Source organism: Lysobacter sp. Soil_N_51 (assembly GCF_057655755.1).
In genome coordinates this window covers 131,532-154,674 of sequence record NZ_JBDGLR010000003.1, presented here as the reverse complement: position 1 = coordinate 154,674, position 23,143 = coordinate 131,532, and the positions used below count along the sequence as shown (strand labels likewise).

Here is a 23,143-nt window from a genome sequence, read left to right as displayed (position 1 = left end):
GTCGCTTCCTCGTTATCGGATCTGGCGCCAGGACTGGCGACCGCAGGGACGTGGCAGGTAAAGCGGTTGCGAACCGGAGGTCTGCACCATGATCGAGCACTTCGACGCCACCGCCTGGGCGATCTGCTCCTCGGTCGCGTTCGCCGGCAGGATGTCGCTCTTGGGCGTCGCCACCACGACCACGTCCTTGACCGGCGCCGAACCGCCGTTGAGCTTGGCCGCGCCGACCCCGGCGCCGAGATTGTTGCCGAGCGCCGAATTGACCTTGGCATTGGCCAGCGCCGAACCGCCGCTGAGCGCATCCAGGCCGTACAGCCAGTTGTTGCCGTCGGTCGAACAGCCGTCGGTGCTGGTCGGGTCGTAGGTCGGGAAGAACAGGATGCCGTTCTGCAGCCGCAGGTTGCCGACCGAGCGCTCGCCGGTGCCGACCGGGTTGCCGGCGCTTCCGGCATCCACGCCCAAGTCGAGGTACCAGCCCTTCTTGGTCGCATCCAGGCGCTCGCCGGTGATCATGCGCACCTGCAGGCCCTGCGAGGTGGTCTGCTCGAGGATGTACTGGCGCTGCAGTTCGCTGCGACCGGCCACCTGCGAACCGCGGTCCATTACGCCGTAAATCGTCTGCATGGTGCGATCGCTGGGATCGCCGGTGAACGAGAACGCGCCGGTGCCGAAGAACACCATCACGTTGTCGCCGGCCATGGTCGCTTCCAGGCCGCCGACGATCGGCTGACGCTCGTTGAAGTTGTCCTTGTTGCGGGCGATGAACAAGGGCTTGTTGGCATTGGCCACGGTGTTATTGCGCAGGTCGAACTTCCACACCGCGCCGTTGAGATCGGCCGCGTACGCGGTGTCGGCGTAGCCATCGCGGCCGACCGTCGTACCGGTGCCGTCGAAGCGGTCGATCACCACCAGGTTGCCCAGGCCGTTCTTGGTCCGGGTCGGCAGCGGCGCATCGGTTTCCTGCGCCTGGATCCGGTCCACCGCGCCGGTGGCGATATCGACCAGGAACAGCACGGCCTTGCCGTTGACGCTTTCGTAGCCGTTGCCGAACACCGCCTTCCACCTGACCACGCCGCTGCTGAGCTTGACCGGCACGATCGCGATCTTGCCCAGCACGCTGCCGATGTCCTTGCCGCCGTTGGCGTCGGACACCTTGTCGTTGATCTCCCACAGCACCCGCAGGGTGTTCTGGTCGGTCACGTCGAGCGCGAACACGCCGCGACCGCCGGCGCCGACGCTGGCCGCGACCACGGTCTTCCAGGCGCTGCCGTCGTGCGCGTCGGACACCGTGGCCAGACCGTCGACGTAATAGCGATGCTGGAATACCTGATCGTTACGGTCTTCGGGGCGATATGGGAACAACAGATTGCCCATGTGGCCGACCGACGTGGCCGGGATGTAGGCGAACACTTCGCGGCCGGTGTCGCCGTTGAAGGCATGGAACATGCCGTCGTTGGCGCCGACGTAGACGAACGCGCTGCGGGTGTTCTGCTTGGTCCGCAGGTAGTTGGCGTAGTTGAGCGCGTCGGCGGCGCCCGCGCTGGTGCGCAGGCCGCGATAACCGTAGTCGTCGCCCTTGGCCGAAACCAGCGGCGTCGAGTTGACGATGTCGCCCAGCAGCGTGGTGCGCTTGCGCAGCTTGCCGCCGTTGTTGCCGTCGTTGGCGCGCGAACCGCGCAGGTAGGCGACCGCTTCGGTGCCGGTGACGCCGCCCGGGATGCGGTTGAACTTGCCGGCGCAGTTCTGCAGGGCATCGCTGCACAGCGCGGCGAGCACGGCGGTATCGCTGCCGCCGAGCGCGGCGACGGTGAAGTCGCTGACCAGCGGCACCACGTTGCCCGACAGGGTCTTGCCGAAGTTGATCGTGCGGCTGCCCGTTTCCAGGCCCGAAGACGCTTCCCACAGATTGGTGAAGGTGATCGTGCCGGTCACCGCGTCGTGGGTGGCCTTGGACGCGTTGAGGCGACTGAACCAGTCGGTGCCGTTGTTGGCCGACTGATAGGTCGGCTCCACCGACAAGGTGTTGTTGCCGATGCGCGAACCGGTCAGGCCGATCGTACCCGACGGCGTGTTCGCCGCGCCCACCGAGGCCAGGATCTCGCGCATCGCCGAGGTGATGTCGGCCGGCGTGGTGGCGTTGATGAACTTGCCGCGCGCGTTCATGGTCGCGTGCCAGATTTCATCGACCGTGCTCGGCGCATCGTTCTGATACGCGCGCCACGGCGGCTGATATCCGGCGTAGGGATTGGGCGTGTTGGTGACCGGATCGTAGGCGCGGCCGTAGATCTCGCCCTTGGCGCCGAGGGTCACGCCATAGAAGTTCATGTGCGGATCGGCGCGGCAATCGAGCTTGGGATCGTTCGGCGTGGTCTTGCACTGCTCCGGCACCGGCACCTTGCCCAGGCCCAGGTCGGTGCGCAGCGTGTCCTTGTAGTAGAACGCGGCGGTGTCGGCCAGGGTGTTCGGGAACGCGTCGGCCAACGGCGCGGGCATGTCGGCGTCCTGCGAGCCGACCGCCGGGCCGTCGGTATTGCTGTAGCCGTCGGTGAACAGCATGCCGGCGTTGATCTGGCAGGCGAACTTGACCGGCGCGCCGGCGTCGGTGCGCTTGAACTGGCGACCGATGTGCTGCACCGCCCAACGGTTGGGCGTGCCGCCGCTGGCGCCGATCTTGAGCAACTGGTCGTTGTACAGCGAGGCCTTGTCGGTCGCGACCGACATGTCGCGCATCGTCACGTTGGCGTAGTTGTAGCTGCCGCCGCCGCTGTTGATGGTGAACATGCCGACGCGCATCTTCTCGGTCTTTTCCAGCGACAGCGTCAGCGCGGCGCGCATCGCGCGCACGCGGTTGCCGTAAAAGCTGAACCAGTTGGCGAAATTCTGGATCGCCTTGTTGTACTGGGCCGCGCTGCCGAAATTGCCGGGACGGATTTCGTAGCGGTACAGATTGCAACCGTCGCCGCAGGCATTGGTGGCGGTGACCGGCGTGCCGGTATAGCCGAACAGTTCGGCGGCCGGCGTTCCCGGCGGCTGCACCACGGTCGCGGTCTTCAGATAGAACGTAGCCGGGTAGTAGCGGATGGCGACGTTGCAGTTCGCGTTCAAGGTCACCGCGTTGTTCAGCGTGCGCCAATTGTTCGAGCCGCTGAGGCCGCCGCAGGCCTGATCGATCCAATACACGGTGTTGCGCGGCAAGGTCGCGCCGTTGGGCACGTAGAAGCGCTCATCGTTGTTGTTGGCCGACCAGTCCGAGGCCAGGCCGATGGTGGGCGTGGCCGAATCGGGATTGACCCGGGTCGCGCCGACATTGGCCTGCGGATAATCGACGATCTCGTTCGCCCCGTTGGGCCGCTTCCAAGGCGAATACGTCACCAGCGGACTGAAATACGCCGGGTTGTAGTCGGGCGAGCGGGCGAAGCCGAAATTGTCGATCGGCGCGATCGCCACCCGCGAGGTGTCGATGCGATAGCCGACCGACGGAATGGTGTGGTGATAGCCGCGCGAATCGAAGCCATCGGCTTGGGTGCGCAGGCGCGCGTTGGCGCCGCTGCCGGTGAAATAGCCGTTGGTCGCGCGCGCGTCGTACTCCCAGAACGCGGCGCCGTCGGCGCCTGGGAACAGGGTCTGGAAGGTCATCGAGCCCGAGTCGTCGACCGCCATGACGAAGGCCGGCGGAATGGTGACGCTCGAATTCAAAGGCGCCTGCGCCAACGTGCCGTCGGCTTGCAGGGCGTTGGCGTTGTACAGCCAGTACCCGGCGCCGGCGGCGGCCAGCATCAGCGGGATCGCGAAATAAACGCGGGGGGATGCCATGGCGGAACCCTCAGGGTACGAAGATGGTGTCGATGACGGCGTCCGAACCGGGGTTCGTGCCGCGGTCCACGGCATAGGCCGTGACCTGGAAGATCAGGTTGGTGTTCTCGCTGATCGGAACGGTGCCCATGCCGATGCCGGTGCCGCCGGAAACGCATTCGTCGATGCGGCGGGTATGGCTCAGCTTCGCCGGCAACGGATCGGAGTACTTCATCGTGCGCGCCCAACCGCTGGGATCGAAGCCGGCCACGCAGAAAGGTTCGTCGATGGCGATCACCTCGGCGCCACCGCTTTGCACCTGACGCTGCAGATCCGCCTCATTGCTGCGCGCGCGGCCCTCGGCGTTCTGGAAGGCATTGTTGGTCGAGCGGTAGCTCGAGGTCATGCGCTCCTGCAGACCGGTCACCTGCAACGCGGTGATGCCGATCAGCGCCAGCAGCACCAGCATCATCAAGGCGACATACAGCACGGCGCCGCGCTGCCTGCGCAGCGGGCTCATGGCGGCGGAACGACGGCTACGGACGATAGTCATGGTGGGCCTCAATTTCCGTACAGCCGGTTGCGCAGGGCGATATTGGTTTCGTAGACGCTGCGGTAGCGTCCGTCCGCGGGCAGTTGCAGACGGGTTCCCAGCGAGCGGGTCGGCGCGGTCTTCTGCGCGGCCGCGGCGCGGTCGTTGCCGCGCACCAGCAAGCCCACCTGGACGCCGCCGACGCGCTGCCAGCCGGCCTGGCTTTGGCTGTCGGGCAACAGGCCGGCCGCGGTGCGGATGCCGTTGATCACGCCGGTGGGCGCCTGCGCCGGATTGGTGACGATGTCCTGGGCGAACAGCAGTTGCATGTTCTCCACGCCTTCGACCACTTCCTCGGCCAGGCCGGTGTCGAGTTCCACCGCGCCCGCGCCGGGCGGCACGTTGAGGCGCGCGCGGAACAGCGAAGGCTCGCCAACCTCATTGAGCCCGATGTAGTAGACGAAGCTCTCGGCGCGATACAGACGCGCCTGGCCCGAAGCGAAGGTGTCGGAACCGTCGAACGCGATCTGGTTCACGCCGGTGTTGCGCACGGTGATCTGCACCGTGCCCGCTGCGTTGGTGATCGCGCTGGCCTGGAACATCACCGCCGAACGGCAGTCGGCGATGCCGAATATGCCCGGCGTGGGCGTGGCGGCGGTCAATACCGGCCATTGCGCGGCGTTGACCAGGATCGTGGCGGGATTACCGGTCGTGAAACCGGTGACTTCGGCGCTTTCCGGCGACAGGAACCGCAGCATCAGGATGTCGCTGCCGCGGATCGGAGCGGGTTGCAGACGCTGGGTACCGGTCAGGAACGCGTTCGGCAATGCCGGCGACCAGTCGGCCGACGCACCCGGAGTCGGCGTGGCGCTGATCGCGACGCTGTCGTTCGGCGCGCTGGCGAGCGCTTCGTAGCCGCGGATCGAATAATCGAAACGCAGAGCCTCGCGTTCGGCCGGAATGGCGCTGAAATCGGCGCGGTCGGACAGGAACAACTCGCCGAATTTGCCGTTGCCGGCGTAGAAGTGCGCCTGGTCGGACACGCAACCGAAGTGACCGCTCATGCGCACGTCGCGCTGCAGCGAATCGATCGCGAAACGCGAGCTTTCCTGCGCGCGTGACAGCCCCTGCGCCATCAGGTACGAGGCGCGCGAGGCCGAGAAGATTTCGATCAATCCCAGCACCAGCACGGTGCTCAGCAGCAACGCCACCATGAGTTCGATCAAGGACAAGCCTGCTTGCAGACGACGGTTCATAGCGCGCTGTCCATTTCGAATTCGGTGACTGGCTTGGTCGGATCCCAGCGTTGGGCATCGCCCCATCGGATTCTGATGTTGACGGTCTTGTCGGTGCGCACGTCCACTATCGCCACCCCGGTTTCACCCAACGCCTCACGCATGCGACAGGTGAACGCGGTCTTGCGCTGATCCGGGGTGACCGTGTTCAGCACCGCGCACGAGGTATTCGCCGCGACCGACGACGCGTTGTACGTGCCGGAGTACTGCGCCGCGAGCAAGCGGTTGGAACGGATGTCGTCGAGCAGATCGCTCGACAGATTGGTCGCGATCGTGCGCTGGTTCGCGCTCTGCGCCAGACGCAGGTTGGTCGCCTGCAGCATCGCCAACCCGAGCAGCCCCAGACCGAGCACGAGCACGGCCACCAATACTTCGATCAGGCTCAGGCCGCGCATCCGACCGGAGCTTCGCGGCGCGCGCCGCCGTACCGCCGAGACATTCACTGGCAGGTCTCCTTGGTCACCGCGACCCGGCCGATCCGGTTGATCGCGAACGAGCGCCGGTTATAGACCCCGGGCTTGCATTCGTGCGCCTGCAGGGCGAAGGAATAGGTGGCCCGGTCCAGGGTGCGGCCACGCTCGTCGAAGCTGATCTGGGTCACGCCGGTCGGCGGGGTGAAATCGATGCTGTTCTGCGGATCGACCACCCGCTTGATCTCGTTCGCGGTCAACGCGCCGTCGCCGTTCTCGTCGGTCCAGATCAACAGGCCGGCGCTCCAGTCGCTGCCGCAGCCGGTTCCGTTGTTGTTCGGGCAGATACGCGCACTGCTCTTGCTGCGCACTGCTTCGGAGCGGGCGAAGTTGAGCGTCGCCAGCATCTGGTTGGTCGCGGTGGAAACGCGGTTGGCGCGTATGGATTCGGTGAAGGTAGGAAGTGCCAGGGCGAGCAGAATCGCGGCGATCGCGATCGTCACCAAGAGTTCGATCAATGTGAAGCCGGCGGACCGACGCAGAGCCATAGCGCTTCTCTTCCCCAGAGGACGCCTGGATGCTAACAGTCGGAATTACCTAGAAAAGGTGCCACACCGACGAGCGGTCGGGCGGAGTTGGTCAAAGGTTTTGTGCCTAGGAATACTCCGACACCGGTCACGCCTGGGCCCCTACCCACGAACGCGGCGCCACCTGCTTCCGATCACAGTCTGCGCCGGCGACTCTGTCCACCCCGCGACCGCCAAGGAATGGCCATGCGAAACAAAGGCTTCGCCCTGCTCGAGTTCGTCTTCGCAATCGTCTGCACCGGCGTGCTGACCTTGGTCGCCAGTTCGATCTTCGGCGCCCTGGCCGGCACCTCCCGCGTCGCCGCGGTGCGCAGCGGCCTGGCCGACAGCGTCGAGCAGGCCCACCAGTATGCCGCCGAGCACGCCAGCACCGTCTGGCTATGCCCGTCCCGCGAGGGCTTCGCCTGCGCAGACGACACCGATTGGAGCCACGGCTGGCTGGGCTTCGCCGATCGCAACGGCAACGCCCGCTTCGACGAGGGCGACGAACTGCTGCACAAGACCCCGCCCCTGCTCGACGGCCTGCGCCTGTGCAGCGCCCGCCGCCAGACCCGGATCCGGTTCCGGCCCCACGACGGCCGCCCGGACTCGGCGATCGGCTTCACCTTGTGCGACCTGCGCTGCCCGCAGGAGGCGGTCGCCCTGGCGCTGACCGAGGAAGGCCGGATCAGCGAGCGTCCCGCGAGCCTGCGCGCGGCGCAGGATTGCCAACTCGAGTAACTGCGGCAGTGCGCGGGCCGGTCCGGCCCGGTCGGCAGGCAAGCGCTAACGAGCTATGAGCGGAGTCGGATTTGGCGAGTTCGGCCGCGCCGCGCGCCATCGATTCGACGCGTCGTCGCTGCGACAACCACCGCGACGAAAAACCAGGCAGTCGGCGCGCGGCGCGATCGGCGCAAGCCGTCGCCGATGAAAAACCGCGGCCAATGAAAAAGGCCGCGATTGCTCGCGGCCGTTTTCGTATTTGGCGCCCGAAGTTGGACCTCGAACCAACGCCACCTGATTACGGCCAGCTGACTAAGTAACGCTAAGTGGCTAATACATGTAAAGCAAGTCGCTTAAAAAGCGGCGCCCAGGGTTGAAGCTCCGTAATATTCAGAGGATCTAACTCTGATTTTGGACGTTTGGCTGTTCCGGTACGCGCCGGCTAGCGGCTATGGCTTCACCGACTATGAGTTGACCCAGCGCCATGCCGATATGAAGCGCGAGCATTTAGTGCGTCGTAACCACTCAGCGATCGATAAATTTCCACCAGGCGATCAAAGCGCCTACGCACCAGTGCCCCAATCGTAGATCCCATAAGTCTCTGGCGTTACGTAAAACACGTCGACTGAATTCCACTTCGATGATAAGAACAGGCCGCAAAGCACAGGCGAGCCCGGCCTCTCTTCTATTCGACTGAGGCCGGCCTTTTGCCCATTGATGTGCAATTCGCTTGCGCATGCATGGTTTGCCCTTTCCAACGCGCACTCGCGCACGGACTCAAGGGACCCATTGATCAGATCCTGGGCCTTGGCTCCGGATACCGCCACCAGTTCGCTTTCACGAAACAATGGAGTGAGCCACAGATCGGCAAACCCTTCAAAGTCCTCCACCCGGGTTTCAATGATTTCCCATTCCTCCAGCCAATACAGACGCCGGGTAACCAGCATCACCAAGGCTTCGAGCTCGGAATCGGCCGAGGTCCTGGGCATTTCCATGATGTTAGCGGCACACCACATTTCGTCCCGCGTGGATATCTGCAAAGTCGTCACCGATTGGGAGAGCGACTTGAGCATCATCGACTCCAACGCAATCGTTCCGGCCCGTAGCGACTCAAGTGGCAACTGCGGCAGGGTGATTTCATCGCCCACTTGTGCGCGCTCATGATCGTTCTTCTTGCCGAGTTCCAGCCGTGAGAGCAGTCCCGTTACTTTTCCCAGCATGCGATATCCTCAGCTAACCCGTTAACGGCACTACCGAGCCACGGTGGGCACCATCTGGAAAAGCGTACACCGGCATGGACCGACGTTTCGCCAAACCTGCGTCGTGGCGAAATATGGAGTTTGAGGCCGACCCATCTTCTGGCTTATGCGCTTACCCGAGTACGGACACCAGATCCTGCAGGAGGTAGCCACTGACAAATGCCCCGCACTTTCGCGCCGCGTCATGCGATGGAGCAGACGAAGCGCCGGTATCGACTCAATTGCCGCGATCGTGCCGCAACAAGGCGCCCGCGACATCGACCAAAGTGCTGGCCGCGCGCCGACTCGCCACGGTCACACTGTAGCGGCCGCCGAGCCGCGCCCCAGGCCGGCAGCGACAGAGAGACCGGCGCTGAAGCGGCCGGCTTGTGGGTCGCCAGGATATGAAATCATCAAGCGCCATGTCCGCGCGAAGCCGAAAACCACGAAGCCGGCCCGATAATTTGGGAGAAGTGGCGGAATTTGTGAGAAACAAAAAAGGGCTGCGATTGCTCGCAGCCCTTGGTATTACTGGCGCCCGAAGTTGGACTCGAACCAACGACCCCCTGATTAACAGTCAAGTGCTCTAACCGGCTGAGCTATTCGGGCGGGGCTGCATATGATGCTTACTGAGTCGACCGGCGTCAACACTCTTGTGCAAAAAAGTGAAAAACCCCGGTTTTTCAGCGACCCCGGCTCAGGTCACCACGCGGTAGCACGGGCGGTATTCGCCGGCGATCTTCATCCGGCGCTGCTCGACGAAGGCGCGCAGCAACTCGTCCAGCGACTGCATCATGTCCGGGTCGCCGTGGATCTCGAACGGGCCGAATTCCTCGATCCGGCGCATGCCGTCCTCCTTGACGTTGCCGGCGACGATGCCCGAGAACGCGCGGCGCAGATCGGCCGCCAGTTCGTGCGGCTTGCGGCCGTGGTGCAGGTCCAGCGCGGCCATCGCCTCGTGAGTCGGGACGAACGGGCGCTGGAAGGTCAGCGGGATGTCGATCGACCAGTTGAAGAAGAACGAATCCTTCTGCTCGATGCGGTACTCGCGGACCTTGCGGATGCCGTGGCTCATGCGCTTGGCGACCTGCTCGGGGTCGCCGACGATGATCTCGTAGCGCGAGGTCGCCGCGTCGCCCAGGGTCAGGCGGATGAACTTGTCGATCTGCTCGAAATACGGCGCCGACGCGGTCGGGCCGGTCAGGATCAGCGGGAACGGCAGGCCTGCGTTTTCCTCGCGCAGCAGGATGCCGAGCAGGTAGAGAATCTCCTCGGCGGTGCCGACGCCGCCCGGGAACACGATGATGCCGTGGCCCATGCGGACGAAGGCCTCCAGGCGCTTCTCGATGTCCGGCATGATCACCAGGTGGTTGACGATCGGGTTCGGCGATTCGGCGGCGATGATGCCCGGCTCGGTGATGCCGATGTAGCGCATGTTGCGCTTGCGCTGCTTGGCGTGGGCGATGGTCGCGCCCTTCATCGGGCCCTTCATCGCGCCCGGGCCGCAGCCGGTGCAGATGTCCAGCCCGCGCAGGCCCAGCTCGTAGCCGACCTGCTTGGTGTAGATGTACTCGTCGCGCGAGATCGAGTGGCCGCCCCAGCACACCACCAGGTTCGGGTCGGCCGGATGCAGGATGCGCGCGTTGCGCAGCAGCCCGAACACCGAGTCGGTCAGGCCGTCGCTGCTGTCGAGATCGCGGCCGCCGCCCTTGCCCAGCTCGATCGCGGTGTAGGCCAGGTCGCGGACCACCGCGAACAGCAGTTCGGCGACGCCGCGGATGATGTCGCCGTCGACGAAAGCCATCGCCGGCGCCTTGACCAGGTCGATGCGCATGCCGCGGTCTTGCTGATGCACTTCGATATCGAAATCGGGATACAGCTCACGCGCCGCGCGCGGGTCGTCGGAAGCGCTGCCGCTGGTCAGCACCGCCAGGGCGCAGCGACGCAGCAGGTCGTGCATGCCGGTGGACGCGTCGCGCAGGCGCGCGACCTCGTCGCGGGACAGAACGTCGAGCCCGCCCTTGGGATAGATGCGGGCGTTGACCGTCGGCAGGACGGCCGGAATGGAAGGTGCGGTCATTGCGTTTTTCTCTGTTTTCTTCATCGATTAGTGGGGAGGACTCTAGCAGTTTGCTCTGCGGCTGCGGCGGCCGTGGCGCGCGCCGGACCGGTCCGCGGCCGTGCCGCCCCACCCTGTCCGGCCGCGAAACCCACGGCCCCATAAAAAGAAAAACGGCCGGGGTCGCCCCCGGCCGTTTCACTGGTTCGCGTCGGCGGTGCCGATCAGAACGTGTAGCGCAGCGTCAGCAGCAGCGACCAACGCTGCGACGGGTTGAAGCTTTCGTTGACCGGCAGACGCGCCGGGGTGTACTTGCCGCCGACGTTGTAGGTCGCGGTGGAGATGTCGTAGATGTACTTGCCGTTGGCGTCGACGCCGCGCACGTCGGCGAGGCGACGCTCCAGCGGGAAGTCGGCGCGACGCTCCACGCCCCAGCTCTTGTCGATCATGTTGAGCACGTTGAAGATGTCCAGACGGATCTGGCCCTTGTGCTCCTTCATGAAGCCCGGGATTTCCTGGCTGATCGACAGATCGAGCTGGTTGACCCACGGCGCGCGGCCGGCGTTGCGCTTGAAAATATCGCCCTGGTAACGCGCCAGTTCCGGGTTCTGGGCGATGTAATCGAAGAACGACTGCTTCATCGCATCGGTCACGCCGGGCGCCCACGACACGTCGTTCGGGCCGGCCGGGATGTAGGCCAGATCGCGGGTGTAGGAATCGCCGTTGACGTCGTTGCCGAAGACCCAGCTGTAAGGCGCGCCGCTATGGCCGTCGTAGAACGCCGAGACGTTGGTCTTGTAGTCGCCGAAGAACGCCTTCTCCCAGGTCACCGACGCGATGATGCGGTTCGGGATGGAGTAGTTCGAGATCGACTCGTAATCGTCGTTCGGGTTGATCCACGAGCGGTTCTGGAAGCTCGAGTTGGCGACCGAGGACGTGCCCGGGTTGACGTCGGTGGCGCGGCTGAAGGTGTAGCCGATCATCGCGCTCCAGTTGTCGGCGAACGGCTTCTTCAACGACAGGGTGAAGCTGTCGGAATGACCCTTGTCGGTGTTGGTCAGATAGATCACCTGCTGACCGAACGACGGGTTGGCGTTCCAACGCGTGGTGTTGGCGCTGCCCGGGGCCTGGTTCGGGAAGCGGGCGTAGCTCAGACGGCCGTCCGGCAGCACGCCGGTCGGCGCGCCCAGGTTGATGTTCTGGTAGCTGATGCCCTTGAGCGTGTCGAGGTACTGGTACTCGGCGCTGACGACCATGTCCCACCACGGCAGCTGGTGATCCAGGCCGAGGGTGTACTTGGCGACCTTCGGGATGTCGAAGTCGGGATCGACCACGCTCACGTTCATCTGGGTGCTGCCCAGGCCCGGCTTGGTCAGCGAACCCGGCAGGTTCTGGTTGAACGGGTCGGAACTGAACGCCGGATCGGTCGCCACGCGGCGACGGTTGATGTCGTAGCTGGCCACCGCGACGCCGTTGTTGGAGTACGGGTTCGCCACCCACACCGCCGGGGTGTTGGAGATGAACACACCCGCGCCGCCGCGCAACTGGGTGAAGCGCTCGGTGTCGAAGGCGTAGTTGAACGAGAAGCGCGGCTGGATCGCGCCGTTGCCGTCGATCGTGCCCTGGTTGCTGAAGCCGTAGCCGCCGAACGCCGAGTTGACGTTGGCGGTGCCGGTGTTACGACGCAGACCGCAGGGGCCGAGGTCGCCGGTGGTGCCCGGAGCGGCGGCGAAGCACGGGTTGAAGGTCGGATCGCGATCGATCTTCGGGATGTCGTAACGCACGCCGTACTGGACCGACAGCTTGTCGTTGACCTGCCAGGTGTCCTGCAGGAAGAAGCCGTACTGCTTCATCTTGAACTCGGCCGCGACGTTGCCCAGGCTGTAGCCCGGCGCCGGCACGTTGACGCGGTAACGGCGGTAGGTGCCGTTCTGGAAGTCGGCGATCGAGTTGAACTCGTAGGAACCGTTGTAGTTCTGCAGGAACAGGTTGTAGAGCTCGTCGCTCTGGTAGTCCAGACCGGCCTTGACCACGTGGTCGCCGATGAACCAGCTGCCGGCGAAGTAGGCGTTCCAGGACTTCACCGCCAGATCGTTGGCCTGGCTGGAGAACTCGGTGCCCATGACCACGGCCGGGCCGGTGTCGGCGCCGCTGGTGCGCACGGTCACTTCCGGCTGGTAGCCGCCGGTCAGCGGGCCGCGGGTCTGCTTGAAGTCGCTGTAGCCGATCGACATTTCGGTCGAGAAGTTTTCGGTCCAGTCGTCGTACAGGCTCAGCGCGTAGGAGGTGCTGGTCTTGTCGAACACGTACCAGTTGCTCGACAGGTTCAGGCGCGAGGTGTTGCCCTGGACGATGATCGGCTCGAGCTCTTCGGTGCGGCTGATGCGGAAGCTGGCGCGGTGGAAATCGTTGATGTTCCAGTCGAACTTGATCAGGCCGCGCTTGGCTTCGATGTCGGCGTTGGCCGAGGACGAGCTGCCCGGGGTCAGACCCTTGGCGGACGCGGCGGCGCTGATCGCGTCGACCTGGGCCTGGCTCAGGCCGATGACTTCATTGGTCGAACCCGAACCCTGCGGGCCCCAGATCGCGCCCGGGCTGGTCTTGGTGCTTTCTTCGTACGAGGCGAAGAAGAACAGCTTGTCCTTGATGATCGGGCCGCCGAGGGTGGCGCCGATGGTCGAGTCCTTGGTGAAGCCGGTCCACTTACGGTCGGCTTCGTTCTTGCCGATCATGTCGTCGGCATTCTGGTAGGTGTAGTACACCGAACCGTGGAAGTCGTTGGTACCGCTCTTGGTGACCGCGTTGACCCACGCGCCGACGCCGCGACGGGTGGCGACGTCGAAGTTGGCGGTCGAGATGTTGTAGCTCTCGATCGCGTCCTGCGAGATCGGCGTGCCCTTGGTCGGCAGGCCGTTGTCGTTCAGGCCGAAGGGGTCGCCGGCGTTGACGGTGTCGATGGTGATGCTGTTGTAGCGGAAGTTCTGGCCCGCGGCCGAGAACGCGCCGCGGTCGCGGTCGGTGATGACGATGCGCGGATCGGCGCGGACGATGTTCTGGATCGAGCGGTCCGGGGACGGCATGCGGTCCATTTCGACGCGCGACAGGTTGGTGCTCAGACCCTTGTTGTCGGCGTTGAAGGTCTTCAGCGAAGCCGACGCGACCGCCTGGACCGCGTCGAGCGTGGCGACCTGGCCGAGCTGCGCGTCGACGTTGCCGACCTGGTCGAGGCTGAGGTACACGCCATCCTGGGTGGCGGTGCCGCCGCCGTCCTTGCTGATGGTGATCGTGTAGGGACCGCCGACGCGCAGACCGCGCGCGTTGTAGCGGCCGTCGTCGCCGGTGGTAGCGCGGCTGACCGTGCCCGACTCGGAGTGGGTAATCGTCACCACGGCACCGGCGACCGGCTGGCCATCGGCACTGGTGATGCGACCGGCGACGCCAGCGGAGGTGGACTGCGCGAAGACAGGAGCGGTGGCGAGTACGGCGAGCAGGCCAAGCGTGAGCTTGGACATGCGGACGCGGTTCGGATGGGTCATTACGGTGGCCTCAGGACGTGAAATGCGTGGCGGATTATCGGCAGGCGCAGCTCTGCGCCGCAGCCTTGCACGAAGATTTGGATTGGCTAGCCCCTACCCGCGCGACCAGTGGCCCGCCGGGTTAACAGCAGTTTAACAGGCTAGGGACGCTGTGTGACAGAGACGTGACCGGCATCAAGCCTTGTCACACGGTGATGGCGGCCACAACTGAACCGGCACGCACGGCAAAGTTGTATAAGCGGGCGCCCTTGGGGTGCCTGGTTGCGTGCTGGGGCGTATGGGCGCCCGCTCGGGATTGGGGATTCGTGATTAGGGATTCGGTGGAAAGCCGAGCCACCCGCCTGCCGCATGAAAAGGCCCGCCTCACGGCGGGCCTCTCAGCTGTTGCTCTTACCAATCCCGAATCCCCAATCCCGAATCCCGGCTCAAGGCGGCCCCGGCAAAAACGCCGCGAACCCGTCCAGGATCATCTGCACCGAAATCGCCACCAGCAGCATGCCCATCAGGCGCTCGATCGCGATCAGGGCGCGGCGGCCTAGCAGCTTGTACAACAAGGTCGCCGAGAACAGGATCGCCGCGGTCGCGCCCCAGGCGATCATCAGCGCCAGGCTCCAGTCGCCCAGGCGCGCGGGGTCGTTGCTGCCCATCAGCATCACCGCGGCCATGCCCGAAGGGCCGGCGACCAGCGGGATCGCCATCGGCACGATGAAGGGCTCGCCGTCCGGGATCTCGCCCATCAGGCCTTCCGGCGGCGGGAAGATCATGCGGATGCCGATCAGGAACAGCACGATGCCGCCGGCGATCGAGACCGATTCCTGACGCAGGTGCATCAGCTCCAGCGCGTACTTGCCGCCCCACAGGAACAGCATCAGCACGCCGAGCGCTATCAATAATTCGCGCGCGAGCACGATCCGCTGGCGCTTGGGCGGCAGCCCGCGCAGCAGGCTCAGGAACACCGGAATGTTCCCGAGCGGATCGAGAATGATGAACAGCAGCAGCGCCGCCGAAGCGATGGTCATGGCGGCGCAGCCGTTGTCAGCGTTGCAGTCACGGAACCGGCGACCAGACCTGGCCGCGATGCACCGCGCCGTCGGCCGACAACAAGCTCACACACGCCTGCGCGTACGCGGACGGATCGCGCGCGGCGCGGTCGCTGTCTTCCACATAGGCGCGCGCGCGCAGCGGGGTGCGCATCGGGCCCGGTCGCAGTCCGGCCACGCGGATGCTGGAATTGAGCAGTTCGGCATGCAGCATGCCGACCAGCGCGGCGAGCGCGTGCTGGGCGGCGCCATAGCCGCCCCAATAGGCCTGACCGACCCGTTGCGGGTCGTCCAGCGCGAACACCAGCGCCGCATCGGGCGCCTTGGCCAGCAGCGGCAGACAGGCCTGCGACAGCCACCACGGCGCGGTCAGGTTGACGTGGACGGCACGCGCGAACGCGGCCGGGTCGGTCTGCGCCAGCGGGGTCAGGCCGGGGAAATCGGCGGCGCAGTGCAGCACGCCGTCGAGCCGGCCCAGCTCGCTGTCGATGCGCGCGACCATTTCGGCGTAGTCGTCGGGCTGCGCGCCTTCCAGGTCCAGCGGGTACAGCAACGGCTCCGGACCGCGCTTGGCCACCGCGTCGTAGACCTTGTTCAACTTGGGCAGCTTGCGGCCGAGCAGCACCACCGTCGCCCCCGCGTCCGCGCAGGCGCCGGCCGCGGCCGAACCCAGCCCGCCGTTGGCACCGGTGACGAGCACCACCCGCCCGGCCAGGGCGTGCGGCGCGTGGGCATCGCCCGCGGCGTTGGTGGCGGTCGAACTCACTGCGACTGGGTCTCGCTGATCATGCGCGCCAGTTCGCCGGACTCGAACAGCTCGAGGGTGATGTCGCACCCGCCGATCAGCTCGCCGTGGATGAACAACTGCGGGAAGGTCGGCCAATTCGAATAACGCGGCAGATTGGCGCGCACTTCGGCGTCTTCGAGCACGTTGACGGTATGCAGCTTGGTCGCGCCGGCGGACTTGAGCGCCTGCACCGCGCGGCTGGAGAAGCCGCACATCGGGAACTGCGCGGTGCCCTTCATGAAAAGGACGATCGGATGGGCTTCGACTTCGGCCTGGATCCGTTCCATAACGGACATGGGTACTGCTCCTGACGAGGTTTGTTGCCGACCTTGACGGTTAGGCAACGAAACGTGGGGATAGAATATGAATTGTAAGCCTTCATGGCGTCGCCGACGCGTCGGCCCCGGAACTCCATCGTCCCGGCGGCGGAACAGCGGCCGCGGCGCCCCTCCGCTAGCCAGCCCCCTCTCGAATCTAGGAGCCCGCCAATGGCCATCGAATTGCCTGCCCTGCCCTACGACCGCACCGCGCTCGAACCCACCATCTCCGGCGAGACCATCGACTACCACTACGGCAAGCACCACAAGGCCTACGTCGACAATCTCAACAAGATGATCGAAGGCACCGAGTTCGCCTCGCTGTCGCTGGAAGAGATCATCAAGAAGTCCCAGGGCGGCATGTTCAACAACGCCGCGCAGATCTGGAACCACACTTTCTATTGGAACTGCCTGTCGCCCAAGGGCGGCGGCGAGCCGACCGGCAAGCTGGCCGAACTGATCAACAAGGCCTTCGGCGACTTCGCCAAGTTCAAGGAAGAGTTCACCAAGACCGCCGTCGGCACCTTCGGCTCGGGCTGGGGTTGGCTGGTGCAGCGTCCGGACGGCTCGCTGGCCCTGGTCAGCACCCCGAACGCGGCCACCCCGCTGACCGGCGAAGACACCGCGCTGCTGACCTGCGACGTGTGGGAACACGCCTACTACATCGACTACCGCAACGCGCGTCCGAAGTACGTCGAGGCGTTCTGGAACCTGGTCAACTGGGACTTCGTGGCTGCGAACCTGAAGTAAGCCGACGGCGTCATCGCGTTACCGAAACGGCCGGGGCAACCCGGCCGTTTTTGTTTTGGATTGCCAGATTGGTGCCGCATGGCCTACCTGTAGGAGCGGCGCGAACCGCGACCGCGAACGTCCGACAACGACGCCCGCTACCTACTTGCGCCGCAACCGGCAACCTCGCGGTCGCGGCTTGCGCCGCTCCTACAGGGGGTTATCGGGAAGACTCAGCGATCCGGCCGCAGGACGGCGTGGGAACGCACTTGCTGCGTTGGCCGAGTCCGCTCACCCTCGGCCTGGCCGCGGTGCTGATCGTGTATTCGTTGGCGTATCTGATCGGCTTGATGCTGCAGATGCGCAAGCTCGCCTCAGCGCAGGCGTGCGAGGCGAAAGCGGTGGCGGATCAGACCCGTCTTTGACGCTCGGCCACACAGCGTGACGATCCACCGCTTCCGTCCCACGTCTTGATGGGGGTTCGCTAGTCCACCCGTGCGCAAGCCGGGCCGAAATCGGCACGGCGCCAGCGAAATGGGATGCGCAACACGCCGATGCGGTAGCGGCACTGCATGATCTGACCGATGCGGGCGCGTTGGTAATCCGCCGGCGCCAGCGCGACCGACAGTTCGCCGCGTCCGCCGGTATCGCGAATCGTCACGACCGATGCGCGCGAACGAACACCGGCGATGTGTTTATCGATCACCGGCCCGCGATAAACGGCCCATCCGTGGTCGGCGAACGAATTGATCAGCAACAGATACGGCGCCGATGCCAGCATCAACATCGGCCACATGACGACCGCCAGCAGCGGGCCTCTCCAACCCGGCCGGCCCGAGCGCAACCAGGGCCAGTAGCGGGCGGCGAACGCCGCCACGACGAGCAGCCACGGCGCCCATAGCCAAGCGAAAGCCTTGTGATAACCGACGTTCATCGGCATGTCGTACACGAACAACACGCCGATGCCGCCGATCAGCAGCGTCGCGAACAACGCCGTCCCGTATTTCGCCAGCCACCACGGCCTGCGCGGCGGGCGATGAAACCAACCCGCGGCCGTCATCCCAGCCGTGCGATGACCGGCGCGACCTGTTCCTGGCGGCCGAGCGAATCGCCGACACGTCGCAGCGCGTCGGCGAGTTCCCGCGGCGAATCCGCGCGCAAGGTCGCATGTCCCACCTTGCGTCCTTCGCGCGAGGACTTGCCGTAATCGTGCCAATGCCCGCCGGCTTCGCTCAGCACCGCGTTCGCATCGGGCATCGCGCCGATCCAGTTGAGCATGCAGGCGTGGCCGAGCACGCGGGTGTCGCCCAGCGGCAGGCCGAGCACGGCGCGCAGGTGGTTCTGGAACTGCGAAGTTTCGCTGCCTTCGATGGTCCAGTGGCCGGAGTTGTGTACGCGCGGCGCGAGTTCGTTGGCCAGCAGCACGCCGTCGCGGCAGAACAGTTCCAGCGCGAACACGCCGACGTAATCCAGCGCTTCGGCCAATTTGCTCGCGTAGCCGATCGCGGTCGCGCTGAGCGCGTCGTCGACGCGCGCCGGCGCCAGGCTTGCCGACAGCACGCCGTCGACATGCCAGTTCTCGGTGATCGGCCAGGCGCGGAATTCGCCGTCGCGGCCGCGCACGGCGACCACCGACAGCTCGCGTTCGAACGCGACGAAACCTTCGAGTATCAAACCGACCTTGTCGGCCTGCGGACCCAGCGCGGCCCAGGCCGCGTCGGCGTCGGCCGGGGTCTTGATGCGGAACTGGCCCTTGCCGTCGTAGCCCAGGCGGCGGGTCTTGAGGATGCACGGCGTGCCGATCTTGAGCAGCGCCGCGTCGAGCGATTCGCGCGTGCCGATCGCGGCGAAATCCGGTACCGGGATGCCGAGATCGAGAAACAGGGTTTTTTCGGCCAGACGATCCTGAGCGACCGCCAGCGCGCGCGGGCTCGGAAACACCGGCCGGCGTTCGGCCAGCCAGTGCGCGGACTCGGCCGGCACGTTTTCGAAATCGAAGGTGGCCACGTCGATGTTCGAGGCGAACTGGTCGAGCGCGGCCTGATCGGTGTAATCGCCGACCACCATCGGCGCGAACTGGCCGGCGCACGCGTCTTGCGCGCTGTCGAGCACCAGGAAACGCAAGCCCAGCGGCGCGCCGGAAAGCGCGAGCATGCGGGCCAGCTGCCCGCCTCCGAGAATGCCGACGGTGGTCATTGGCGCGGGTCGTCGTGGGCGAGCACGTCGTCGGTCTGGCGCGCGCGGAACGCGCTCAACGCCGCGCCGATCGCGGGGTGTTCCGACGCCAGCAGCGCCGCGGCGAACAGCGCCGCGTTGGCCGCGCCGGCATTACCGATGGCGAAGGTCGCGACCGGGATGCCGGCCGGCATCTGCACGATCGACAACAGCGAGTCCATGCCGTTGAGCGCCTTGGACTGCACCGGCACGCCGAGCACCGGCACCGCGGTCTTCGCCGCGAGCATGCCCGGCAGATGCGCCGCGCCGCCGGCGCCGGCGATGATCGCGCGCAAGCCGCGCGCGGCCGCCGTGTCGGCGTATTCGAACAACACGTCCGGCGTGCGATGCGCCGAAACCACCCGGACTTCGTGCGGCACGCCCAGCGCCTCGAGTTTGGCGGCGGCGTGCTGCATGGTCTCCCAGTCCGAGCGCGAGCCCATGACGATGCCGACCAGCGGCGGCGGTGCATTCGACGGGGAGTCGGACGAAGAAGCGGAAGACTGGGCTGGGGACATGGGGCGTGCCTTGGCGCAAAGACGTATTCTAACGCCCTGTCCCGTCGTACCGGCACCGCACCGTATGGATCGCAAACTGCTCGACCTGCTCGTCTGCCCCACCACCCGCCAACCGCTGTTCCCGCTGGAAAGCCGCGGCCTGCAGGCGCTCAACGCCGCGATCGCGGCCGGCGGCCTGGTCCGCGGCGGCGGCGAGGCCCAATCCGAGGCGCTGCGCGAAGCGCTGATCACCCGCGACCGCAAGATCGTCTACATCGTCGACGACGGCATTCCGCTGCTGGATTCGGAAAACGCCATCGCCACCGCCCAAGTCAGCGACTTCCCGAGCGCATGAGCGCGCCCGTCCGCGACCTGACCCCGCCGCCCTCGGCCGAAATCGAGGCCGACGTGGCTGACGCGCTGGCCGAAGACCTCGGCGGCGGCGACGTCACCGCCGACCTGCTGCCGGATTCGGCCGACATCGCCTACCTGTTGTGCAAGGAAGACGCGGTGGTGTGCGGACGGCCGTGGTTCGATGCCTGCCATCGCGCGCTCGATCCGAACGTGCGGATCGACTGGCGGGTCGAGGAAGGCGACCGGGTCGCCAAGGGCACGGTGCTTGCGACCTTGCAAGGCCGGTCCCGCGCCTTGGTCAGCGCCGAACGCGCCTCGCTGAATTTCCTGCAGACCCTGTCGGGCACCGCCACCACCACCGCGGCCCATGTCGCGGCGGTCGAAGGCACCGGCACGCGCATCCTCGACACCCGCAAGACCCTGCCCGGCCTGCGCCTGGCGCAGAAGTACGCGGTCCGGGTCGGCGGCGGGGTCAACCATCGCATCGGTTTGTACGACGCGGTGATGCTTAAGGAAAACCACGTGCGCGCGGCCGGTTCGCTGACCGCGGCGATTCGCGGAGCACGCGCCAAGCATCCGCAGTTGCCGCTGATCGTCGAGGTCGAATCGCTGGAGCAGCTGCGCGAAGCTTTGAGCGAGGGCTGCGACCGCATCCTGATCGACGATTTCGATGCGCCGACCCGGCGCGAAGCAGTGCGGATAGCGCGCGCCGCGCCGTTCGACGGGCGCATTCCGCTGGAAGTCTCCGGTGGCGTGGACCTGGCCGGGCTGCGCGCCATCGCCGAGGACGGGGTCGACTGCATTTCGATCGGCGGCCTGACCAAACATGTGCGGGCGATCGATCTTTCGTTGAAACTCGGTCCGCCGCCGGGCTGAGGCCCTTGGCTTTGCCCCTCGCCGCCGCCAGACATTCGCCATGCCCAGCCTGATCTTCCTGATGATATTCGGCGCCGCCGCGTTCTCGTTCTGGAGCGCCGGCCGCGCCGCCGCCGAACGCGCCGAAGCGGTCGGCCGCGACGCCTGCCGCGCGGCCGGGGTGCAATGGCTCGATCAGAGCGTGCACGCGATCGGGCTGAAGGTCATCCGGCGCGAGAACGGCTGGCTCGGTTTCGAGCGCACCTTCCGCTTCGATTATTCGATCGACGGCGAAGACCGCCATGTCGGCCGATTGGTGTTGCGCGGCGAGCGGCTGATCGCGTTCAGCGGGCCGATCACGCGCGAGCCGTCGCAGCTGCACTAGGCGCTTCGGGCCGCGCCCTCATCCGCCCTTCGGGCACCTTCTCCCGCAAAGCGGGAGAAGGAAAAAGCAGCGGCAGCTCACTTACCTCGCATCTCCATCTGTCGCCCTCTCCCGCTTGCGGGAGAGGGCTGGGGTGAGGGCACGCAGCATCGATCAAGCAAGACAGTTCGACCTTCGGCCGCGACGCAGCCCTCCGCCTCTGCGGCGAAGTAGTCCAAGGGCAATTTCGCGGCTCCGCCTTTCCTTCAATCATTCGCCGTAAGCGAGGGAAGGAAACCGCAAGACTTACTTGACGATCCGCAAATGCCCGCCGCGACGCGGCGACGGCGGCTGCGGGCCGTCGTCGTCGCCCTCGGGCGCCGGATCGTTCGGCACCGCGCTCAACACCGGCGGCGAACCCGTCTCGGTTTCGTCCTGGCCTTCGTCCAAGGCCGACTCTTCCATGCTGCTGTCTTCCGGCAAGGCCATGCCCTGACCGGTTTCGCGGGCGTAGATCGCCAGCACCGCGCCGACCGGCACCGAGACCGCATGGCTGACGCCGCCGAAGCGGGCGCTGAAGCGGATCAGGTCGTTGCCCATTTCCAGATGCGAGACCGCGCGCGCGGCGACGTTGAGGACGATCTTGCCGTCCTTGACCGCATGCGCCGGCACCTGCACCGCCGGGCGCGTGGCATCGACCAGCAGGTGCGGGGTCATGCCGTTGTCGGCGATCCATTCGTACAGTGCCCGCAACAGATAGGGGCGGTGGCTGGTCATCGGCGTGCTGCTTTCGGTCATATACGCATTTTAAGCTAAAGCACCGGCCGGCAGGCGGCCAGGAGCGCATTCACGCGGCGCCGCGTTCGGCGACGAACGCCCGTCGGCGGCGGATTGCGAGCTGACTGCATTAGGGGCGAGTCCGGCGACAACGAAGCGATGCCTGTCCTGCCCGCGCAACTGATGCTTCATCTATCCGGCAAGGATTTCAGACGGATTGATATTCAGAACAACGACGCTGCGGCGCATTCGGAACTAAAGACATCGAGTCTGAAGCTCCACCCACGAAATCTCCGTCGCCGCGAACCCGCTTCTCGCTTTCCCAATCCCGAATCTGAATCCCCAATCCCGGCCTTCAACCCGGCAACTCGCGCAGCTTGCGCTCCTGGTCGGTCAGGCTGCGGGTGAAACCGGGGTTGCGGAAGATCCGGTTGCCGTAGTCCTCGATCGCCTTGCCGTCCTTCGGCAACGGCACGTCCAACGACGGCAGGCGCCAGATGATCGGCGCCATGGCGCAGTCGGCCAGGCTCATTTCCGGGTTCAGGAAGAACTTGCTGGCCTTGAACAGCGGCACCGACGCGGTCAGCAGTTCCTTCAGCCGCTTGCGCGCGGCCTCGGCCTGGGCCTTGTTGCCCATCTGGATGGCCTGCACCTGCGGCACCCAGTCGTGCTCGAGCCGCAGCATCGCCAGGCGCAGACGCGCGCGCGACAGCGGATCGACCGGCATCAGCGGCGGATGCGGATAGCGCTCGTCCAGGTACTCGCACACGACGCTGGCCGCATACAGCACCAGATCGCGCTCGACCAGGGTCGGCACCGAGTGATAGGGATTGAGGTCGACCAGGTCTTCGGGCGGATTCTGCGGGTCGACCGGGATCAGGTCGTAGGTGACGCCCTTGGCCGCCAGTACCAGCCGGACGCGATGACACAGCACGCAATCGGTGGACGAAAACAGAGTCAGTGCATTACGCATACGGGGGCTCGCCGCCATCATCGACCTCTCCAACGACCGGAATCCGCCAGTCGCAAGACGCCCCCCACCCGCTGTGGAAGGTCAT

At 65.8% G+C, this 23,143-nt stretch carries 22 protein-coding genes and 1 tRNA gene; 6 read left to right on the top strand and 17 right to left on the bottom strand.

Translation table 11 applies throughout. The features are described 5' to 3' along the window. Nucleotides 1–12 precede the first annotated feature (12 nt). From AC3A4T_RS06120 to AC3A4T_RS06100, 5 genes are read right to left on the bottom strand one after another with little or no spacing between them, the layout of a single operon-like run. Complete coding sequence (locus tag AC3A4T_RS06120; protein ID WP_487674585.1) at nt 13–3,813, bottom strand: pilus assembly protein; 3,801 nt, start codon at nt 3,811–3,813, stop codon at nt 13–15. Nucleotides 3,814–3,823: 10 nt separating this feature from the next. Beyond that, the gene (locus tag AC3A4T_RS06115) at nt 3,824–4,345 is read right to left on the bottom strand and encodes a pilus assembly PilX family protein (protein WP_487674584.1); all 522 of its coding nucleotides are present in this window, start codon (nt 4,343–4,345) and stop codon (nt 3,824–3,826) included. An 8-nt stretch (nt 4,346–4,353) separates the two neighbouring features. Beyond that, entirely contained in the window at nt 4,354–5,580 is a 1,227-nt protein-coding gene (locus AC3A4T_RS06110) for a PilW family protein (protein ID WP_487674583.1), read from the bottom strand. Continuing rightward, nucleotides 5,577–6,014, bottom strand: coding sequence for a type IV pilus modification protein PilV (gene pilV / locus AC3A4T_RS06105; RefSeq protein WP_487674582.1), 438 nt, complete (start codon nt 6,012–6,014; stop codon nt 5,577–5,579). The genes AC3A4T_RS06110 and pilV overlap by 4 nt, the downstream gene beginning before the upstream one ends. Before the next feature lie 44 nt (nt 6,015–6,058). Further along, nucleotides 6,059–6,577, bottom strand: a complete 519-nt coding sequence (locus AC3A4T_RS06100; protein ID WP_487674581.1) for a GspH/FimT family pseudopilin — start codon at nt 6,575–6,577, stop codon at nt 6,059–6,061. A 225-nt stretch (nt 6,578–6,802) separates the two neighbouring features. Here AC3A4T_RS06100 and AC3A4T_RS06095 point away from each other — a divergent pair, with 225 nt between their 5' ends. Further along, the gene (locus AC3A4T_RS06095) at nt 6,803–7,336 is read left to right on the top strand and encodes a GspH/FimT family pseudopilin (protein ID WP_487674580.1); all 534 of its coding nucleotides are present in this window, start codon (nt 6,803–6,805) and stop codon (nt 7,334–7,336) included. A 545-nt stretch (nt 7,337–7,881) separates the two neighbouring features. Here AC3A4T_RS06095 and AC3A4T_RS06090 read toward each other — a convergent pair. The 7 genes from AC3A4T_RS06090 to grxD all read right to left on the bottom strand — a co-directional run bounded on the left by AC3A4T_RS06090 (nt 7,882) and on the right by grxD (nt 16,274). Continuing rightward, nucleotides 7,882–8,538: a hypothetical protein gene (locus tag AC3A4T_RS06090; RefSeq protein WP_487674579.1), complete on the bottom strand. Its 657-nt coding sequence runs from the start codon at nt 8,536–8,538 to the stop codon at nt 7,882–7,884. 550 nt (nt 8,539–9,088) lie between these two features. Then, nucleotides 9,089–9,165, bottom strand: a tRNA-Asn gene (locus AC3A4T_RS06085). An 88-nt stretch (nt 9,166–9,253) separates the two neighbouring features. Then, nucleotides 9,254–10,636 carry a nucleotide 5'-monophosphate nucleosidase PpnN gene (gene ppnN / locus AC3A4T_RS06080; RefSeq protein ID WP_046655992.1) on the bottom strand — a complete coding sequence of 461 codons (1,383 nt, stop codon included), beginning with the start codon at nt 10,634–10,636 and terminating at the stop codon, nt 9,254–9,256. A gap of 203 nt (nt 10,637–10,839) precedes the next feature. Continuing rightward, nucleotides 10,840–14,127: a TonB-dependent receptor gene (locus AC3A4T_RS06075; RefSeq protein ID WP_487674578.1), complete on the bottom strand. Its 3,288-nt coding sequence runs from the start codon at nt 14,125–14,127 to the stop codon at nt 10,840–10,842. A gap of 449 nt (nt 14,128–14,576) precedes the next feature. Next, nucleotides 14,577–15,170: a MarC family protein gene (locus AC3A4T_RS06070; protein ID WP_036101900.1), complete on the bottom strand. Its 594-nt coding sequence runs from the start codon at nt 15,168–15,170 to the stop codon at nt 14,577–14,579. 28 nt (nt 15,171–15,198) lie between these two features. Continuing rightward, nucleotides 15,199–15,957 carry an SDR family NAD(P)-dependent oxidoreductase gene (locus tag AC3A4T_RS06065; protein WP_487674577.1) on the bottom strand — a complete coding sequence of 253 codons (759 nt, stop codon included), beginning with the start codon at nt 15,955–15,957 and terminating at the stop codon, nt 15,199–15,201. Continuing rightward, complete coding sequence (grxD, locus tag AC3A4T_RS06060; RefSeq protein ID WP_487674576.1) at nt 15,954–16,274, bottom strand: Grx4 family monothiol glutaredoxin; 321 nt, start codon at nt 16,272–16,274, stop codon at nt 15,954–15,956. The genes AC3A4T_RS06065 and grxD overlap by 4 nt, the downstream gene beginning before the upstream one ends. 192 nt (nt 16,275–16,466) lie before the next feature. Here grxD and AC3A4T_RS06055 point away from each other — a divergent pair, with 192 nt between their 5' ends. Together AC3A4T_RS06055 and AC3A4T_RS06050 are read left to right on the top strand one after the other, a co-directional pair. Beyond that, the gene (locus AC3A4T_RS06055) at nt 16,467–17,045 is read left to right on the top strand and encodes a superoxide dismutase (RefSeq protein WP_036101893.1); all 579 of its coding nucleotides are present in this window, start codon (nt 16,467–16,469) and stop codon (nt 17,043–17,045) included. Nucleotides 17,046–17,281: 236 nt separating this feature from the next. Then, the gene (locus AC3A4T_RS06050; RefSeq protein WP_487674575.1) at nt 17,282–17,449 is read left to right on the top strand and encodes a hypothetical protein; all 168 of its coding nucleotides are present in this window, start codon (nt 17,282–17,284) and stop codon (nt 17,447–17,449) included. A 59-nt stretch (nt 17,450–17,508) separates the two neighbouring features. Here the strand turns inward: AC3A4T_RS06050 and AC3A4T_RS06045 are convergent, their stop codons facing one another. Genes AC3A4T_RS06045 through purE form a run of 3 tightly spaced genes read right to left on the bottom strand, consistent with a single transcriptional unit; the run spans nt 17,509 to nt 19,756 of the window. After that, on the bottom strand, nt 17,509–18,084 hold the full coding sequence (locus tag AC3A4T_RS06045; RefSeq protein WP_487674574.1) for a hypothetical protein: 576 nt from the start codon (nt 18,082–18,084) through the stop codon (nt 17,509–17,511). Beyond that, nucleotides 18,081–19,220 carry a 5-(carboxyamino)imidazole ribonucleotide synthase gene (locus tag AC3A4T_RS06040; protein WP_487674573.1) on the bottom strand — a complete coding sequence of 380 codons (1,140 nt, stop codon included), beginning with the start codon at nt 19,218–19,220 and terminating at the stop codon, nt 18,081–18,083. Before AC3A4T_RS06040 ends, AC3A4T_RS06045 begins: the two co-directional genes overlap by 4 nt. Continuing rightward, the gene (gene purE / locus AC3A4T_RS06035) at nt 19,217–19,756 is read right to left on the bottom strand and encodes a 5-(carboxyamino)imidazole ribonucleotide mutase (protein ID WP_487674572.1); all 540 of its coding nucleotides are present in this window, start codon (nt 19,754–19,756) and stop codon (nt 19,217–19,219) included. The genes AC3A4T_RS06040 and purE overlap by 4 nt, the downstream gene beginning before the upstream one ends. A gap of 64 nt (nt 19,757–19,820) precedes the next feature. Here purE and AC3A4T_RS06030 point away from each other — a divergent pair, with 64 nt between their 5' ends. The 3 genes from AC3A4T_RS06030 to AC3A4T_RS06020 are packed head-to-tail and all read left to right on the top strand — an operon-like array spanning nt 19,821 to nt 21,329. Further along, nucleotides 19,821–20,090, top strand: a complete 270-nt coding sequence (locus AC3A4T_RS06030) for a Trm112 family protein (RefSeq protein WP_036101886.1) — start codon at nt 19,821–19,823, stop codon at nt 20,088–20,090. Then, complete coding sequence (gene nadC / locus AC3A4T_RS06025) at nt 20,087–20,965, top strand: carboxylating nicotinate-nucleotide diphosphorylase (RefSeq protein WP_487674571.1); 879 nt, start codon at nt 20,087–20,089, stop codon at nt 20,963–20,965. The genes AC3A4T_RS06030 and nadC overlap by 4 nt, the downstream gene beginning before the upstream one ends. 40 nt (nt 20,966–21,005) lie before the next feature. Continuing rightward, nucleotides 21,006–21,329 (top strand): DUF3301 domain-containing protein, encoded by a 324-nt coding sequence (locus AC3A4T_RS06020; protein WP_487674570.1) that lies wholly within the window; start codon nt 21,006–21,008, stop codon nt 21,327–21,329. A gap of 285 nt (nt 21,330–21,614) precedes the next feature. Here AC3A4T_RS06020 and AC3A4T_RS06015 read toward each other — a convergent pair whose 3' ends face one another. Both AC3A4T_RS06015 and AC3A4T_RS06010 read right to left on the bottom strand, forming a co-directional pair. Beyond that, nucleotides 21,615–22,106 (bottom strand): ClpXP protease specificity-enhancing factor, encoded by a 492-nt coding sequence (locus tag AC3A4T_RS06015; protein WP_487674569.1) that lies wholly within the window; start codon nt 22,104–22,106, stop codon nt 21,615–21,617. Nucleotides 22,107–22,440: 334 nt separating this feature from the next. Further along, nucleotides 22,441–23,076, bottom strand: a complete 636-nt coding sequence (locus AC3A4T_RS06010; RefSeq protein WP_487674568.1) for a glutathione S-transferase N-terminal domain-containing protein — start codon at nt 23,074–23,076, stop codon at nt 22,441–22,443. Between the last annotated feature and the right edge of the window lie 67 nt (nt 23,077–23,143).